The organism is Sedimentibacter sp. LTW-03 (assembly GCF_052059825.1).
GTDB lineage: Bacteria > Bacillota > Clostridia > Tissierellales > Sedimentibacteraceae > Sedimentibacter.
On the sequence record NZ_CP197180.1, the window covers coordinates 2116669 to 2135119 of the forward strand.

Sequence of the window (18451 nt, forward strand, 5' to 3'; positions counted from 1 at the left end):
ATAATCGTTGGTTGATACAATAATTAAAATTTAGATATAATTTATAGGAGGGTATTATGTGCAAAGTAAAATTCTTTTTATGTGAAACTTGCGGAAATTTAGTAAGTTTATTAAATGAAGGTGGAGGAACTCTTGTATGTTGCGGAAGTGATATGAAAGAATTGACTCCTAACACAGTAGATGCTGCTACTGAAAAGCATGTACCGGTTGTGGAAGTTGAAGGTAATAAAGTGACAGTTAAGGTTGGAAGTGTAACTCACCCTATGGCTGAAGAACATTGGATTCAATGGATTTACCTTGAAACTAAGGAAGGCGTTCAGAGAAAATGTCTTAACCCAGGAGATGAACCAAAAGCTGTCTTCACACTGAATGACGGAGACAAAGCAGTTGCCGCTTATGAGCATTGCAATCTTCATGGTTTATGGAAAAAAGAAATTTAACAATATTATTAGAGAGCTGTACATGTACAGCTCTCATATTATTTCCCTAATCCTAAGATACAGTTGCCCCGCTTTCGATGTCCTCAAGCGTAGAAAGCATAGTTAGTTTCTTACCTTTTTCTGCTGCCATAAGCATTCCTCTTGATTCAACACCTCTTAGATTTACAGGTTTTAAGTTATAAACTAATATTACCTTTTTACCTACTAAATCCTCAGGCTTATAATACTTCGCTATTCCCGATACGACCTGTCTGGTTTCATCTCCTACCTTCACTTGAAATACCAGAAGCTTATCAGCATTCGGATGCTTTTCTGCTTTGATTATTTCTGCCACTCTCAAATCAAGCTTGTCAAAATCATCAATTGTTATTAGTTCTTCTTCGCTTTCTTCTTTCTTTTCAGGCTGTACTTTTTCGGCTACACCAGTTTTCTTTTCATTCATTTTATTAATTTCTTCCATTTTTTTAGCAGCATCTATCCTTGCAAATAATATTTCCGGTGTTCCCACCTTTTCGCCTGGAACCATACCGTTAAATTTCTGAAGTGACTCCCAATCCTTTTTGTCTGTATTAAGCTGAGTAAATATTTTTTGAGCAGTTTCAGGCAAAAAAGGCTCCAAAAGCACAGCAGATATTCTGATGGACTCAAGAAGGTTGTATAAAACAGTTCCGAGTCTAGCTTTTTTGTTCTCATCTTTTCCAAGAATCCAAGGCTGAGTTTCATCAATGTATTTATTGCTTCTTCTCAGCAAAGTAAATACTTCATCTATTGCATCTGATACCTTGAGCTCATCCATTTTCTTTTCAACTTTGGCCGGAGTTTCCAGCGCAAGATTGATCAGATCATTATCAATCGGCTCGCTTTCCGATTGCGGCAGAATCTCACCGTCAAAATACTTGTTAGTCATTGTAATAGTTCTATTAACAAGATTACCTAAAATATTTGCTAAATCTGAATTGATTCTTTCTATTAATAATTCATATGTCAGTGTTCCGTCATTAGCAAATGGCATTTCATGAAGCACAAAGTATCTTACAGCATCTACGCCGAACAAATCTACCAAATCATCGGCATAAATAACATTTCCCCTTGATTTGCTCATTTTACCTTCTCCGACTAAAAGCCAAGGATGGCCAAACACCTGCTTAGGAAGTTCTTCTCCCAATGCCATCAATAATATAGGCCAGTAAATTGTATGGAACCTTAAAATATCTTTTCCTATCAAATGAACATCAGCAGGCCAGTATTTTTTATACAAGTCACTATGGTTTCCGTCGGCTTCATACCCAAGGAATGTAATATAGTTGCTCAACGCATCAATCCATACATAAACTACGTGCCCCTCGTCAAATGTCACAGGAATTCCCCAGTCAAATGATGTTCTTGAAACACACAAATCCTGTAATCCGGGTTTTAAAAAGTTGTTTACCATTTCATTTTTTCGTGATTCGGGCTGAATAAATTTAGGATGCTCTTCTATATGTTTCATGAGTCTGTCTGCGTACTTGCTCATCTTAAAGAAATATGCTTCTTCTCTTGCCATATGTACTTCTCTTCCGCAGTCAGGACATTTTCCGTCAACCAGCTGTGATTCAGTAAAGAAAGCTTCATCCGGAGTACAGTACCATCCTTCGTAGTATCCTTTATATATATCTCCTTGGTCGTAAAGTTTCTTAAATATGTCCTGAATTTTTCTAACATGCATCGGATCTGTGGTACGTATAAATTTATCATATGTTGTATTCATCAAATCCCATATGCGCTTAATCTCAGCCGCTATCTCATCGACAAACTCCTGAGGAGTCTTATTTGCTTCCTTCGCTTTAATTTGTATTTTTTCGCCGTGCTCATCTGTTCCGGTTTGAAAATATACGTCGTATCCATTCAGTCGTTTAAATCTTACGATACTGTCAGCAAGTACAATCTCATATGTATTTCCAATATGAGGTTTGCCTGATGTATACGCAATTGCAGTCGTTAAGTAATATTTACCCTTGTTCATATTTTCCTCCCATTAATATTTCATTTTTGCAATTCATTGCGCCTCCGAATAAAAAGAGAAAGCCTCTTTGCCAAAAGGCAAAGAGGCGAAGTTACGCGTTACCACTCTTTTTCGCACATATCTCGCAATATGTGCCTCAACAGGTCAAAAAACCCGTGTACTGTAACGTGTACTCACGTTATGCCCTAGCATCAGCTCAGGCACAAAGCTCCAAGGCCATATTCATTTTATAACCAATCTCCGGCTCACACCATACCCGGTTCTCTATGTCATGATTATAAAACTACTCTTCTTTTCATCGCTTCTGGTTATTTTATTTATTATTGTTTATCTTATGTAAGACTATACATAAATCTCAAACTTTTGTCAATATTTTTTAACTAAAATATAAATTGTATACACTTAACTATTGCCACAATTATACCTATAATTATAGCCGGAATTATCAATAATCCTATTCCAAGTGGAATTAAAGCAATAATTACTACAAGTCCTACAAAAGCGCCTATAATCGTAAACAGAATTTTAAATAATATAACTCCTATATTTACTGCTGCAAATATAAATATAAAAAACACAACTAATCCTATTAATATTTCCATTGCACATCTCCCATTTATTAAATCATATTATATATTATATTTTATATATTACGCGCGAAAGCTTCAAGATATATTAGTATAAAATTAAAATATGATTAAAAAAGTTTATATATGAGCATACTCTTTTCGACATATAAATAATTAGCAAAAAGTATTAAAAAATGATATAATAAAGTAATATAATTTGGGAGCATGCGATGATTGATTTACACATTCATTCCGTTTTTTCCGACGGAACCGATACTATAGATGACATAATTAAAATCGTAAAACAAAAAAATATTCCTGCTATTTCATTAACAGATCATGATACTACCTACGGAGTAAAGGAAATTCAAGAAAAAGCCTCAAAAGAAAATATAAGGGTTGTTCCGGGAGTTGAAATATCCACTGTATCAAACGACCACATAATCCATATACTCGGCTATAATATAGACACTGATAACAATCAGCTTCAGGAGCTTCTAGGCACTATTTCAAACTACTTCGGCAAAACATTTACAGAGCATTATAACTGGCTTTATAAAAACCACATTTTGGATTTTGATATTAACAAGGTGATAAAGTATGCCTCATACAAACAATCCATAGCCTTGTCAGACATATTAAAAGCCATGATAGCTGATGGCGCCCCTTATACTCTAAAGGACTGGCCTGAATTTTTAGAAAAAAAAATAATGCATTTTCATGGACATTTCAGAGAAAATTATCCTGTTCACCCCACCGAAGCAGTGGAAGTCATCAGACAGGCTGGAGGAACTGCCGTATTTGCTCATCCGGCACGAATCGGTAATGCAGATATGGGAGAAATGGAAATACTTTTGCCCCACGGTCTTGGCGGTGTTGAGGTATATTATCCTTACCACAATAAAGAACTGGTAGAAAGATATGAAAAGTTTGCCGATGCCCATCAATTAATCAAAACAGGCGGCACAGACTGGCACGGTGAAGAGCTAACAACATGGAATGTTGAAATAGGAGATTATGGAATAAATTTAACTGATTTTATTTTCGGAGGATGTTAAAAAAATGCCATCCTCCGGTTTGTTTTTTATTCTTGCAACTTTTTTACAATATTGTCAAGTACCTTATTTACATTATCTATCACCTGGCAATATTCCTGCTCTGTAATATTGTCAATATGAATTCCCATTGCCGCAACAACAGTACAGTCAAGTGCAGTTGCCAAATATTTTGCCGCCTTATATGTTAATTCATCCTCTCTGTGTCCCTGAACACATATGACGCTTGTCGATGCTGTTCTTTTCACTTCTTTCTTGTAATCGAATCTGGGTACTGCAACAGCAGCGGCACCCAAATGATATTTTTCTCCTCCTCCGATTGCAACATTTATATCCCTTCCACACTTTACTACCATTGCCTCAACAACGCATTTACCAGCTCCTGCTCTTAATTTACAGCTTTCAAGCATATTTATAACCTCACAATAATGAATTTTCACACAAAAAACCGCAAAAAATATTACCTTATCCGCAGTGTTCCACATCTTGTCATGTACTTACTTACCTAAAATACTGTTACTTATATCATTTTTAACATATTCCTTTATATAGCTTTCAAAACATTTGACCGTATGAGTTTTACTTATATGTTTTTTAGTAACAAAATAAACTTCCCATACGGGCCCGTCTTTCTTAAATGGTATTGCTTTAAAACCAGTCAATGGCATATCCTCAACAGCAAAATCAACTGTTATTGCTAATCCGAGCCCCTGCTGGCATAATTTATGAGCAAGACTCAGCTCAGTAGTTTCAAAAACTATAACAGGAGAAAAACCCGCTTGTTTGCATACCTTTTTAAAATTATGATATATCTTAAATTCGCGGCTTTCAAGTATAATTTTTTCATCTCTCAAATCATTTATACTAAGTTTGTTTTTAGATGATAATTTGTGCTCATTCGGAACTAAAACCATAGGTTTGTATGAAGCTATAAGTTCGCTGTCAAGTTCTTCATTATTTATGGGACCTTTTATCAGCCCGCAATCGGCATCCCCATCCAAAATTGCTCTTTCAGCCTTAAAATCTGAATACTCCCACCATTTTAGATTGATATTAGGAAACCTTTTCTTAAATTCAAAAAGAAATTTAGGTGAAAAAGCTGCAATAACTCCATAAGCAGATGCCAGACTTAATTGTCCAGATATATTAATATAATTTGTATAATAATTCTCCATTTCTTCTAACTCCGAGATAATATGCTTAGCTCTTTCTGCTAATATTTCTCCATGCTCTGTCAAAGTTAAACCGTTTGCAGCTCTGTAAAAAAGAGGTATATTCAGTTCCTGCTCAAGATTAATAATAATTTTACTTAATCCCTGAGGCGTTATGTACAAGGACTTAGCAGCTTTTGTTATGCTTCCGTCACGACACACTTGCAAAAAACTGTTTAAATCTTTTGTATCCATACAAACATCCTTTCTCTTATAACAATTATTAGCCATAATTATACCATGAATCACTAAAATTTGAATCCAAACTTTATTGTATTTTACATGAATCGATATTTAACATCAAAAAAGCAGGATTTATTCCTACTTTTTAGTATAATATGCCTTTAGTACTTCTTAAATTATTTATGTTAACTATTTATGGGATATATAACTCGCTTTACTTTCTCCTCGAAGGGCTTCTAAAGCTCCTCTCGCCAATGACTCCATTTCGTTTTCTCCTGGATAGACAACTATAGGCGCAATAAATCCTACACTATCTTTAATTTTTTGTACTATCGTTTTAGAGTGAGCAATACCACCTGTTACTAAAATAGCGTCTACTTTACCTTGGAGAACTGCAGCCATTGAACCTATTTGTTTACATACTTGATATATCATAGCATCTAAACATAACCTTGCTTTTTCATCAGTCACAGCTCTTTCTTCTACTTCTCTGCAATCAGCTGTACCTAAATAGGCCATCAAGCCACCTTTGCCGTTAAGCATTTTTATTACTTCATTATAAGTATATTTTCCGGAGAAACATAATCTTACTAAGTCTCCAACCGGCAATGCACCTGTACGATTTGTTGAAAATGGCCCATCCCCTTCTAGTCCATTATCTCCATCAATCATACGTCCATTTTTATGAGGAGCAACAGAAATTCCTCCTCCTAAATGAACCACTATTAAATTTAAATTTTCATATTTCAGGTCATATTCCCTTGCATATCTTTTTGCAGTAGCCTTATGGCTCAAAGCATGGAAGCTGCTTCTTCTCTCTATTAAAGGATGTCCTGATAATCTTGCAACAGGTTCAAATTCGTCTGTTATTGGAGGGTCAACTATTAAAGGAGTAGCTTTACAACTCTGGCTCATCTGGTATGCTATTTTGCTACCCAAGTCACATGGATGCTGTCCCCATTTACCGCTTGCCTGCTGCCGCAGCATTTCCTCATCTACTTTATACACTCCACCTTCTAAAGGTTTTGTATGACCTCCTCGGCTAACGACTACATCCAAAGAATTTCTGTCTATATTATTTTCTTTCATAAAATTTTCTATTATGTCTGTACGATATTCATCTTGCTCCCAAAAATTTAAAAATTCCTTTATTTCCGAAGAAGGATGTTCTATATTGGACTTTACAACACAAGTATCATCTTCATAGTATGCTACCTTTGTAGAGGTAGAACCCAAGTTTATTACTAATATCTTATACAAATTGCCACCTCATTAATACATTATATTTTTATGATATATAAGATGCTAATGCTATTGAAAGAAGTTTCCCTTCAGTAGATTCTGTTCTTGAAGTAAATACAATTGGAACAGCTGCACCAACTGTTGCTGCAACAACTGTCTTTCTGGCAACATATGTAATTGATTTAGTCAATGCGTTTCCAACCGTAAGATTGGGTACAACAATTATATCCGCATTTCCGGCAACAGGGCCTGAAATCCCTTTCGCTTTTGCTGCCTCCAATGATACTGCATTATCAAAAGCAAACGGGCCGTCAACTACGCATCCTTTAATTTGTCCTCTTTCAGCCATCTTGCTTAATACTGCCGCATCTATAGTATCCTGCATACCAGGATTTACTACTTCAAGTGATGCCAATACAGCAACCTTAGGCTTTTCATTACCCAGTTTATGAGCTAAATCCACTGCATTTTCAAGAACTTCTTTTTTGCCTAATAAATCAGGATTAACTGTAATAGCACAATCAGTAATAAACATTAATCCATCTTTATTTTTCTTTTCCAAAATAGAAATCTGAGTTATATGCCTGCCGGTATTTAAGCCCTTTTCTTTATTTAGTATAGCTTTTAAAAATACCGATGAATGAAGCATCCCTTTCATTAAAGATCCGGCTTTACCTTTAACCACCAAATCTACTGCTAAATCAGCGGCTTTTTTATGATCGCTTTCATCTATAATTTCTGATTTCAACTTCAAATCGCTTGAAGAAATTAATTTTTCTATCTTTGCTTTATCGCCTATTAATATGAATTCAGCAAGTCCATTCTCTTCAGCTTTAGCAACTACCTCCAGGACCTCATTATCATCTGCGGCAACTACTGCTATTTTTTTTGATTTTTTTTCCCTTGAAAGTTCCATAAGATGTGCAAAATTTTTTACATACATGATTAATTCTCCTTTTCAACCAAGCTTGCATACTTGTTTTTAAAGCTATCAGGGCTTAATCCCATGTACGCCTTAAAATCTTTGATAAAGTGAGCCTCATCAAAATACCCATTCTCATTTGATATTTGAATAAGGCTGCGTTTAAATCTTCTGTCAAGCAGCATACGCAAAGTGTTTTGAAATCGAAATATTTTTATATATTTCTGTGGTGAAATACCATATTCCGATGTAAATCTTTTTCTGCAATAACGTTTGCTGTAGCCTGAAAGCTCTGCAATCTCATCCATTGTAATTGTAAGATGATTCATATACAGAATTATGGCTAGATACTCTTCAAAACAAACTGAATAATCAACGTCCAACCAATTATCAATATAATGCTCCTTAAACAGATCTATTCTGTTTTGAAAAGTTGATGCCTGAATTATTTTATATTCAATATCATTTGTTTCCAACAAATTATTCAGAAGTGTATGCTGATCGCGACATTCTGTCGGCGGCATTTTCCAGCCTTTTACACCAAAAAGTGAGTATGGCTTGACAATAAAATATGTAGTATTAGGTTTCAAGGGGATCGTTTGGCGTAATAAACTTGTTCCATAGAAATATGCCTTTGGCTCTGATGGAATACACTCAAATACGAAATTTGTTGAAGCATCTGCTATGAGTTCAAGATTTGCGCTTTCTCCCTTTCCTGTTGTAAATTGACTAAACAAAGCATTCGATTTAATAGATATTGGATTTAGTTCTTGACATGATTCTATGTAATCTATTGCTTCTGCTTTCACCCATGGTTGGATCTGTGACGGAGCTGTTGCCATAATCTTTTTCATATCTGCAACTATCATGAATTAATCCTCCATATCAATATTCTATAAACTATAACATTTTGAATCAATTTATGCTATTACAAATGCAGCTGAATTAATTATTGTCATTTTAAGGGCATGAAACCGAGTAAAATACCGCAATTTTATTTTTTAAACTAATCAGCCCAAATTTCTTCGGAAGTCTGAGCTTTATTTTTTGATGGTAAAGCAATGACCGAAACATTAATAAGGTGCTCGTATGTAAGGTTTTCAGAAATGCTGTTGTTGCCCCACGAACCACATCCTATACTTGGTGTAGGTTTAATGTTTGCCATCATACCTATACCAGTCGAAGCAATTCCGGGAACATTGACAAGAAGCCTGCACACAGGAATTCTCAAGCTGGCATATTCAATATATTCCTTATTGTTTGAATGAAGTACGGCAGTATGACCGGCTCCTTGGAACAGCAAATTTGTTCTTGCAATTTCAACAGCTTCCTCAAAGTCATCATATGTCAGTAATGTAAGCACAGGACACATTTTTTCAGAACACAATGGTTCTTCAGCTCCGTGTCTGAAAGCTTTCAGTACCACAATTCTAGTTTCTTCAGGAATCTTTACACCAGCCTTTTCAGCCACTTCAAGTATCGGTTTGCCAACTGCTTCTTTTGCTGTATGTCCATCTTCAAATATAACCGATTTGAATTTTTCTATAACATCAGATTTATCGCTATAATAAGCTCCGTTTCTCACAAGCGCATCTACAAGCAATTGTTCGCAGTCCTTATGAACTATAGCACACTGATCTCCTGCGCATATTATACCATTATCAAAGCTTCTGCTCATAATTATGTCGCGTGCAACCTTATCATAATCATTACAATCATCGCCTACAATAACCTGAACATTACCTTGCCCTACGCCAAATGCCGGCTTTCCGCTGGAATAAGCAGATTTAACCATTGCCATTCCTCCTGTTGCAACAACAACATCCACAGTGCTCATAAGTTCTTTAGTTTTTTCAATAGAAGGCTCTGTTATAATCTGAATAACATTTTCAGGTGCTCCAATACTCTTAAGCGCCTTATTCATAAGATCAACTGTATATTCGGTAACGTTTTTCGCTCTAGGATGTGGAGCAATAATAACCGTATTTCTTCCTTTAAGAGCTAGCATAGCGTTGCCAAGTGAAGTCAATGATGGATTTGTTGTAGGAGTTACACAACCTATGACTCCCTTTGGCTTTGCTACATATGTCAACCCAAGTTCTTCATCTTCTCTAATGATGCCTACCGACTTTTGGTTTTTCATTGTTGTCCAAATGCCATCTCCAATATTAGAGTTTTTTAAAACTTTGTCCTCCACATTGCCCATACCAGTTTCTTTTACAGCCATTTCAGCAAGCTTACGAGCTTCACCTGCTACAGCTTTAGCAATTACTCTACACATATTATCAGCTTGAGCTTGAGTACAATCTTCAAGTTGTTGCAATGCTATTTTGGATTTTTCAACCATGTTTTTTATTTCGTCGTTATAGTTCATAATATACACCATCCCATTCATTAATTTATATGACACATAGATGATATTATAAACATAAGACTTGCACATTGTAAAAATGGGAACATCTTCAAATTTTATGTGATTTATATTAACAATATATTGCGTGCACTCAGCTTAAAGCTTCGAATCACCACAACTTTTACCTTCCCATGCGATAAATTTTTTGTGGTCAAATCCAAACTGCATGAGCACTTTCCCTATTATATGATTAACTTGTTCCTCAATTGTTTGAGGATTGTTGTAAAATGTTAATAGAGGAGGAATTATAACACATCCTAAATCCGAAACTTCCTTCATATTTCTTATATGTACCTTTCCAAATGGCATTTCTCTGGGAACCAACACAACTTTTCTATTTTCTTTTAAGCATACATCAGCTGCACGTATGAGCAAATTTTCTGCATACCCGCATGCAATTCCTGATAAAGTCTTCATGCTGCAGGGTATAACAACCATTCCATCCGTCCTGAATGAGCCGCTTGAAATAGAAGCCGCCAGGTTATTGTTGCTGTGAACAACATCAGCAAGGCTTTCCACATCCTCAATCTTTAATTCTGTTTCAAGTCCAAATGTTACTCTTGCTCCCTCAGAAATTACCAGATGCGTTTCACATTCTGGGTAAGCCTTTAAAGCCTTCAACATATGGTATCCAAGTATTACTCCGCTGGCACCTGAAATTCCTACAACTAATCTCATAATCTCTCCTCTATATATAAAACATATTTTCTTTATTTATTAAAATAAACCTATCATTTTCCAATATGGCACTTCTAACAAAACAATTATAAAAACTACCGCAATCAATGGGATTCCCAGCTTCATTACTTCTTTTTGCCCATACATACCGTTTTCTTCTCCTTGTCCCACAAGCATATTCAAATGGTGGAAAGGAAGAATGTAGTGTATACCGATTGAAGTATATACCAGTAATGTAGTTATTATAGGACTTATTCCCATAGGTTCAGTAAATATTAACAGAGCTGGAATAGCTATTCCCATTACGGCTATTACACTTCCCAAGAACATATGTATTCCCATGGATATTACTGCTATTATAACTGCCAGTATATACGGATTTTCAGGAATTGATGAAGGCAAGATAGTGTCTGCTATCCATGTATTCATACCGGTTACTCCTCCAACCTTTTCTATTGTCATGGCTGCGGTTAGAAACAAAAGCACATGTACCGGTACTTCCCCCCACTGCTTCGGTGTAAGTACCCCTCCAATAGCAGGTAAACTCATCAGCATGGCTATGAGAAGTGTAATCCATCCTATATTTATACCGTGTATGGAATCTGTCATCCACAACACAACTGCAATAGCAAGCCATATAATTGTTCTTTTTTCTATACCTGATATTTGTCCCAGAGAATCTAGTTTTTCTTTTATCTCTTCTTTATTTATTATAATTTCTTTAGTCGGTTTAAATAATACGAGAATCAGTAAGCAGGTTATTATACTTGCAACAATGTTGGGAGGTCCCATGTAGACAAACCACTGCATCCAGCTTATTAACTCTCCTGATGCCTGTGCTGCCAGAGGATTAATAACACTGTCTCCGGTTAAAAATATCATTGAAACAGGAACAGATGATGCAAAAACAGTGAATCCTATTTTAATTGCATCCTCCTTAGGAACATTTGCGCTTTTTATTACTACTGCCATAACTGACATAATTAGAAAAGCTCTTGGCCAAGGATGAGGAATTAGTATACTTAAAATAAAAGTAAGCACAAATATAGATATAATAATACTTCTATAAGAACTTACGAATTTTATTATAAACTTATATGCTATTCTTTCTCCTAATCCAGAACTTTTTACGGCAGAAGCAATTAGATACGCGCCGATTACTAAGTACATTGTGCTCCCAACCCAAGGAGAGAACACGACTGATGGTTCAGCAACATTAAATATAACAAGCAGTGCTAGATAAAGTCCTGATGCATAGCCTGACTGAACGATTTGAAAAGCCCAGAACACTACTGTCATAAGTGTTAATCCCAAGCACATTTTACCTTGAGCTGACAAGCCTTCCAATGGAAGAATGTTTATAACAATTGCTACAAGAATGCCTAATAATAATCCTAATAGCTTTTTATTCTTATTCATAATAATATCCTTTCAAAAAATAGAGGGCATAAGCCCTCTTATATTTACTTTTTCAGCGGTGGAATTGGCGGTATTAAACCCATATGAGCAATTTTCTCATCATCCAATTTGAATTTTTCTATTACAACAGGGTTTTCAGTTGAACGCCATGAATACCAGCACTTTTCGCAAACATACACTTCCCATGCATTGTCTTTCGGGGCATCGGTAATTTTTTTTATTTTATCCGACTCACAACGTGGACACTTCATAATAATTGCCTCCTTATTAATTGTTAAGATTTTTTAGTAACTCTTTTAATTTTTCTTCCCACTCATCAGTTCCAGCAGGCGGTTCCAGTATTTGTGTTTCTCTAGGATTAGGTTCCGGCGGAACAGGAGTAGTTGCATCAATTATCATTTTCGTATGCATTCCCGGAGGATTTGTTGATGGATCAAGAGGCATACCAGGGCAGTTTTCAATTATTGAAACGTCCTTGCTTGGATGAACTCTTGTAGTTAATGCCCACATAACCTGTTCCAGATTGAATGGGTCAACAAATTCATCAACAACTATTACAATCTTTGAATAAGGCATTCCGTGAGGAGTTGACAGTAGTCTAAATGCAACACCCTTAGCATACCCTCCGTAACGAACCTTTGTAGATATAATAGCTCCGATACCATGAGTGTACATAGCGTTAACTGCAACAACTTCCGGCATTGTTTCTTTTAACTGCTTATATAACGGAACGCTTGTATTTAATGCCATTAAGTAATCAATTTCAGTCCAAGGAATACCTAAGTAGAGATTTTCAAATATTGGATTTGTTCTATGTGTTATCCTATCTATTTGAACTTCACACTGCAATCTTGATCCTGAATAAGAACCAGGGAATTCTCCAAAAGGTCCTTCAACAGTTCTTACTCTTGGAATTATATGTCCTTCCAAAACAACCTCTGAACCTGCTGGAACATATAAATGATCATATAAATCTGATTTAACTATGTCTGTTGGAACTCCATCCTGCAATGCCCCTACAAATTCATATTCATTTTGGCTGTAACCAACAGGAGTACTTGCCATAAAAGTAACTAACGGGTTATTACCAATTGTAATAGCTATAGGAAGCTCTTTGTTTTCTGCTTCTGCTTTTTCCAACTGCACTGCTATATCATGCATTGAAAGAGCCTGTATTCCAACTCTGTCCTTATCTTTTACCTGAATGCGGTACGTTCCGACATTTAGCTTGTTGAAATCATCTGGAAATTCAGGATCCGCTGTAACTACAGATGCCTTTGATATATAGAAACCACCGTCTTGATCATTTATTCGGTACAACGGAAGGACATCAAACAAGTTAATATCTTTGTCAATAACATTTTCCTTACATGGTGCTTCTTCTCTTTTTACTACATTAGGCGGCACTGGAAACTTGTCCCATCTTTTGTTTAATTCGTAGAATTGATCCTTTGTTGATGTGTTCTTGTCAAGTCCCAGCATAAGAGCATGATTTTGCCACGATCCGTGAACATTAGTTACTACGCTATGCTTGTATCCTTTGACTTTTTCAAACAGTACTGCCGGCTGGTTTTTGCCTAAATTTGAAGCGGCACGTCCTGCTGCGGCAATGTCCGGTTCTGGGTTAACTTCTTCTTTCACCCTTACAAGCTGACCTTCTGCCTCAAGCACTTCTAAGAATTCTCTTAAATCCTTATAAACTTTAGCCATTATAAACCTCCATAATTTTGTATATGTTAATTATATAACACTAAAGTCCACAATCTGTATCAACTAACAGTTTATGTCATCAACTTTATTTTTATATAAAAAACGCAGAAAAATATTTTTCCCGCGTTTTTTATATGTTTTTAATTAGCCTTCTATATATAATTTTAATATAGGAATTACGTATTCTGAAATTTTATTTCATAAAATTCTCAATATCATTAACAGTCTTAATAATATCGCTAGAGAGATTGATTATACCTTTTTTAGTAACCCATACATCATCCTCTATTCTTATGCCTATGCCCTCTTCCTTAATATAAAGGCCCGGCTCAACAGTGTACACATTGTTTTCCTGCATAGTTTTGTCTCTTCTTCTCAAATCATGTACATCAAGTCCTAAAGGATGACCTATACTGTGATAATAATATTTATCTACATCTGCATCTTCTCTGATAATGTTCAAAGCTTTCAGCCCCTTTGCAAAATGCTTCTTAACCGCATCATTCACAGCAATTTCTGAGGCTCCCACATGCATGGCATCTATGGTTACATCCTGTGCCTCCAATACTATGTTATATATATCTTTTTGCCTCTGGCTGAATTTTCCGTTTGCAGGGTAAGTTCTTGTAATATCTGAAGCATAGTTGTTGGATAAAGCTCCTAAGTCAAGAAGTATCAGGCTTCCGTCCTTTATTTTTTGTTTCAGGTCTACGTAGTGCAGAATTACCGCTTTTTCGCCAGACGCTCCAATTGTCTTGAAGCTTGGTCTTGACCCTCTGAGTTGCAACTGGTACTCAAAATCTGCCTTAACCTGGTATTCAAATTTCCCTGGCTTCAAATTCTTCATTACAAATTCCAATGCTTCCTTTGTGTACCCTATTGCAGTCTTAATTTCATTCACTTCATCTTCTGTTTTGGAGCTTCTTAACTCAATCATCAAATCAAGCGAATTTTTTATATTAATAGCTGGGAATTGATTTTTCATCCAATGTGCAAGCTTTCTGTCGTGGTCATAGGATTCATCTGCACCTGTTATATATGAAAATACATATACATTGTCCGGTCTGTCAGAAGATGAAAGTTTTTTTGCAAACTGATCCATGAATTCATTTTTATTCTGAATTGATTTTATCCCTGATACCTGAGTCGCTTCGTCTTTTCTCATTAAAATTCCGAACCATTTTTCAAAGTGCTCGTCAACAGGAGGAATATACAAAGTTTCTGTAATCTTCCCATTAATTTTTTCAATTAAAAGTATCATGTCTTCTCTATCTATTCCTGTAAGATAGAAAAAATTTCTATTCACTGAAAAGTCATACAATTGATCAGCGCTTTCCCTTGGTGCTCTGCCGGAAAAAAATACCGCAGATGAACAATCCTTCATTCTTTCAGAAAATCTCATCCTGTTGTTAACAAAAAAATTTGTGTCCATTATAAATCCTCCAATATTATTTTCAATAATTAAAAAATTCATATATAGTAAATTTCATATATTTTATGAAGTACCTCGTCATATCCAATTCTTTGATCTGTCAGCTGCTTTTTGCCATCCACTGTAAAGTTCTTTTCTTTTTTCTTTATCCATTTGAGGTTTAAAACTTTTGCTCATGCTCCAATTCTGGGAAATTTCACCTTTAGATTTCCAGAATCCTACTGCAAGGCCTGCCAGATAAGCCGCCCCCAAAGCTGTTGTTTCTGTAACTTCAGGTTTTTCAATTTTTACATTCAGTATGTCTGATTGAAATTGCATCAAGAAATTATTTGCCGTGGCACCTCCGTCTACCTTTAGTGCTGTTAAATTAATGCCGGAATCGTCAATCATAGCTTCAATAACATCTTTTGTCTGATATGCAATAGATTCCAGTGTAGCCCTTATTATGTGATTTCGATTTGTTCCTCTTGTAAGTCCTATAATTGCACCTCTTGCATACATATCCCAATATGGAGCTCCCAAACCTGTAAATGCCGGAACAACATATATTCCGTTGCTGTCACTGACCTTTTTTGCAAAATATTCAGAATCAGCGGCATCATGTATTATTTTTAATTCGTCTCGCAGCCATTGAATTGCCGCACCGGCAACAAAAATTGAACCCTCTAAGGCATATTCGACTCTTCCACCTATTCCCCATGCAATGGTGGTCACCAGCCCGTTATGAGATTTTACTATTTTTTCACCTGTATTCATGAGCATGAAACAACCTGTTCCATATGTGTTTTTAACCATTCCCTCCTGAAAACAAATCTGACCAAACAATGCTGACTGCTGATCACCTGCGATTCCAGATATAGGTATTCCTATACTGAATACTTCTTTATTTGTTTCTCCGTAAAGTTCCGATGACTGCCTTACATCAGGCAATACCGAAGAAGGTATATTAAGAGCACTTAATATGGTTTCATCCCACTTCAGCTCTTTTATATTATATATCATAGTTCTGGAAGCATTTGAATAATCCGTTATGTGAAGCCTGCCTCCTGTAAGATTCCAAACAAGCCATGTGTCTATTGTTCCAAACAATATATTTCCCTTTTCAGCACTTTCTCTTGCACCCGGCACATTGTCAAGAATCCATTTGATTTTCGTCCCAGAAAAATACGCATCTATTACAAGACCTGTAGTATCATTTATGTAAGGTTCAAGTCCTTCCTTTTTCAACTCATCACATATCTCTGACGTCTGCCTGCTCTGCCATACAATGGCATTGTACACAGGTTTGCCCGTATTCTTATCCCACATTACCGTAGTTTCACGCTGATTTGTTATTCCAATGCATGATATTTCAGATGGATCAATGTTAGCAATTGCCTCTTTAGCAGCATTTAATTGCGTTTCCCAAATTTCTACCGGATCGTGCTCCACCCATCCCGGCTTTGGATATATCTGTCTGAATTCATGCTGAGCTATATTTATTATTGTTCCGTTTCTATCAAAAAGTATGGCTCGAGAACTCGTAGTTCCCTGATCTAGTGCAAGTACATATTTTTTATTCATAGAATCTCCTAAAACAAATATTACTTCAATTATATACTTCAAAATTGAAATAATCAACGAAATAACCAAAAAAGTAATTCATTCAAAGATTATGTAAAATGTTATAAATAATACCGTTTTCTGTAATAAATCATGTATTGATTTTTATTTGACATTAATATATCATTATATAAAGCAACAAAAATAGGAGGATAATATGAAAAAAATTACTTTATTGCTAAGTTTAGTATTAATATTAGCATTAGCACAGGCTACAGCCTTTGCACAAACTACAGATACAATTTCTGTGAGAATAGATTCTGTAGGCGTTGAATTTTCAGAAGATACAGGTATGCCATTCGTAGATGAAAACGGACGAACTCTTGTTCCGTTCAGGAAAGCTCTTGAAGCTTATGGCGCAAATGTTGAATGGGACAATGACAACCGCATTGCCACAGCAGTTAAAGATGATACCACTGTGGAAGTTCCAATTGACCAAGATTACATAATAGTAAACGGAGAACAGAAAGCAAATGACACAGCAGCTAAAATTGTCAACAGCAAGACATACCTTCCCATAAGAGCTGTTGTTGAAGCCTTCGGTTCATCTGTTGAATGGGATCAGAACTTAAAAACAGTCGTTATAGCTACCGAACCTGTTGATGCTGAAACAATCTTAAAAGAAGCTACCAACAAATCATATGACTGGAAAAACTATGATGCCGATATACTGGTAAATATGTCAATACCTGTTGCAGATGATGCTGGAAGTGTTCAATCAGTAGATATGGATATGAAAATGTATATGACTATATTTATGGAGCCGGCATTAAAGGCAAAGATTAATTCAAACATTGTGATGAATGTGATGGATCAAGAAATCACTCAGCCTGTAATGGACATGTACATGGTTTCTGATGATACAACCTTTACTACATATATGGGAATAAAAGACCAAGACGATTCTACCACATGGATGAAATCCGAATATGAAGACGAAATGTTTTCTGGTCTGCTTAAATACAACGCTGAAACAATAAAAGCAAATCAAGAATTATCAGAAAAATACATCAAAGATATAAAATATTTCGGAAAATATGAGGATGAATCAGGCAAGTCAATGCTGAGAATGCAATATACACTTTCAAACGAAATCTTCAAGGATATCTTCGGAGAATATATTGACGAAATGTCTGCTTCAGAAAACGAGCAGGATATATTAACTGCAGAAATGATTAAGGGACTTGCAGATGGAGGAATCGGAGATTTAGTATACATCGTATATATTGACGAAGAGTCAGGTGAAATTGTTAAATATGAAGCTGATTTAGGCAGCCTTGTACTTTCTATGATGGATAATATGACTGCTATGATGGGAGAAGTACCTCAGAGCGAATTGGAAATGTTGAAGCAAATGAAAGCAACAATGCAGATGGAAATAAAAAATATTAATGAAGCAGAGGACTTTGAAATTCCTGAAGAAGCTCTGAATGCAACTGATATATCAGAGATGATGCAGGAACTTGAAGATCAGATTGAAGCTGAAACTGAAACTGATGCTGAAACTGCTGTTGAAACTGAAACTACTGAACCTGAAGAAGATACAATTCAATAAATTTTAAAGCGGGTCACT

At 35.8% G+C, this 18451-nt stretch carries 17 protein-coding genes and 1 other annotated feature; of the genes, 3 read left to right on the plus strand and 14 right to left on the minus strand.

What is annotated here, in order from left to right:
* Positions 1 to 56: 56 nt before the first annotated feature.
* On the plus strand, positions 57 to 440 hold the full coding sequence (locus tag ACS3UD_RS10485; protein ID WP_308139656.1) for a desulfoferrodoxin: 384 nt from the start codon (positions 57 to 59) through the stop codon (positions 438 to 440).
* Positions 441 to 492: 52 nt separating this feature from the next.
* Here ACS3UD_RS10485 and metG read toward each other — a convergent pair whose 3' ends face one another.
* Both metG and ACS3UD_RS10495 read right to left on the minus strand, forming a co-directional pair.
* Positions 493 to 2442 (minus strand): methionine--tRNA ligase, encoded by a 1950-nt coding sequence (metG, locus tag ACS3UD_RS10490; protein ID WP_308139655.1) that lies wholly within the window; start codon positions 2440 to 2442, stop codon positions 493 to 495.
* Positions 2443 to 2520: 78 nt separating this feature from the next.
* Positions 2521 to 2750, minus strand: a binding site (T-box leader).
* A 72-nt stretch (positions 2751 to 2822) separates the two neighbouring features.
* Positions 2823 to 3044, minus strand: a complete 222-nt coding sequence (locus ACS3UD_RS10495; protein WP_308139654.1) for a hypothetical protein — start codon at positions 3042 to 3044, stop codon at positions 2823 to 2825.
* 197 nt (positions 3045 to 3241) lie between these two features.
* Between ACS3UD_RS10495 and ACS3UD_RS10500 the strand changes: the two genes are divergently transcribed.
* A complete protein-coding gene (locus ACS3UD_RS10500; protein WP_308139653.1) occupies positions 3242 to 4069 on the plus strand; it encodes a PHP domain-containing protein in 828 nt (275 codons plus the stop codon).
* Between the two features lie 26 nt (positions 4070 to 4095).
* Here the strand turns inward: ACS3UD_RS10500 and ACS3UD_RS10505 are convergent, their stop codons facing one another.
* From ACS3UD_RS10505 to glpK, 12 genes are all read right to left on the minus strand, one after another.
* Positions 4096 to 4476, minus strand: a complete 381-nt coding sequence (locus ACS3UD_RS10505) for a hypothetical protein (protein WP_308139652.1) — start codon at positions 4474 to 4476, stop codon at positions 4096 to 4098.
* 87 nt (positions 4477 to 4563) lie between these two features.
* Positions 4564 to 5472, minus strand: a complete 909-nt coding sequence (locus ACS3UD_RS10510; protein WP_308139651.1) for a LysR family transcriptional regulator — start codon at positions 5470 to 5472, stop codon at positions 4564 to 4566.
* Between the two features lie 177 nt (positions 5473 to 5649).
* Entirely contained in the window at positions 5650 to 6720 is a 1071-nt protein-coding gene (gene buk, locus ACS3UD_RS10515) for a butyrate kinase (protein WP_308139650.1), read from the minus strand.
* A 28-nt stretch (positions 6721 to 6748) separates the two neighbouring features.
* The gene (locus ACS3UD_RS10520) at positions 6749 to 7645 is read right to left on the minus strand and encodes a bifunctional enoyl-CoA hydratase/phosphate acetyltransferase (RefSeq protein WP_308139649.1); all 897 of its coding nucleotides are present in this window, start codon (positions 7643 to 7645) and stop codon (positions 6749 to 6751) included.
* Positions 7646 to 7647: 2 nt separating this feature from the next.
* A complete protein-coding gene (locus ACS3UD_RS10525; RefSeq protein WP_308139648.1) occupies positions 7648 to 8493 on the minus strand; it encodes a helix-turn-helix domain-containing protein in 846 nt (281 codons plus the stop codon).
* 137 nt (positions 8494 to 8630) lie between these two features.
* Positions 8631 to 9998 (minus strand): aldehyde dehydrogenase family protein, encoded by a 1368-nt coding sequence (locus tag ACS3UD_RS10530; protein ID WP_308139647.1) that lies wholly within the window; start codon positions 9996 to 9998, stop codon positions 8631 to 8633.
* Positions 9999 to 10133: 135 nt separating this feature from the next.
* The gene (locus ACS3UD_RS10535) at positions 10134 to 10715 is read right to left on the minus strand and encodes a UbiX family flavin prenyltransferase (protein WP_308139646.1); all 582 of its coding nucleotides are present in this window, start codon (positions 10713 to 10715) and stop codon (positions 10134 to 10136) included.
* A gap of 39 nt (positions 10716 to 10754) precedes the next feature.
* Positions 10755 to 12134 carry an SLC13 family permease gene (locus tag ACS3UD_RS10540; protein ID WP_440977621.1) on the minus strand — a complete coding sequence of 460 codons (1380 nt, stop codon included), beginning with the start codon at positions 12132 to 12134 and terminating at the stop codon, positions 10755 to 10757.
* Between the two features lie 44 nt (positions 12135 to 12178).
* Positions 12179 to 12385: a non-oxidative hydroxyarylic acid decarboxylases subunit D gene (locus ACS3UD_RS10545; protein WP_213925664.1), complete on the minus strand. Its 207-nt coding sequence runs from the start codon at positions 12383 to 12385 to the stop codon at positions 12179 to 12181.
* 16 nt (positions 12386 to 12401) lie between these two features.
* A complete protein-coding gene (shdC, locus tag ACS3UD_RS10550; protein WP_308139644.1) occupies positions 12402 to 13844 on the minus strand; it encodes a 4-hydroxybenzoate decarboxylase subunit C in 1443 nt (480 codons plus the stop codon).
* Between the two features lie 193 nt (positions 13845 to 14037).
* Positions 14038 to 15276 (minus strand): aminopeptidase P family protein, encoded by a 1239-nt coding sequence (locus tag ACS3UD_RS10555; RefSeq protein WP_308139643.1) that lies wholly within the window; start codon positions 15274 to 15276, stop codon positions 14038 to 14040.
* Positions 15277 to 15354: 78 nt separating this feature from the next.
* On the minus strand, positions 15355 to 16839 hold the full coding sequence (gene glpK / locus ACS3UD_RS10560; protein WP_308139642.1) for a glycerol kinase GlpK: 1485 nt from the start codon (positions 16837 to 16839) through the stop codon (positions 15355 to 15357).
* 196 nt (positions 16840 to 17035) lie between these two features.
* Between glpK and ACS3UD_RS10565 the strand changes: the two genes are divergently transcribed.
* Positions 17036 to 18433 (plus strand): copper amine oxidase N-terminal domain-containing protein, encoded by a 1398-nt coding sequence (locus ACS3UD_RS10565; RefSeq protein ID WP_308139641.1) that lies wholly within the window; start codon positions 17036 to 17038, stop codon positions 18431 to 18433.
* Positions 18434 to 18451 lie beyond the last annotated feature (18 nt).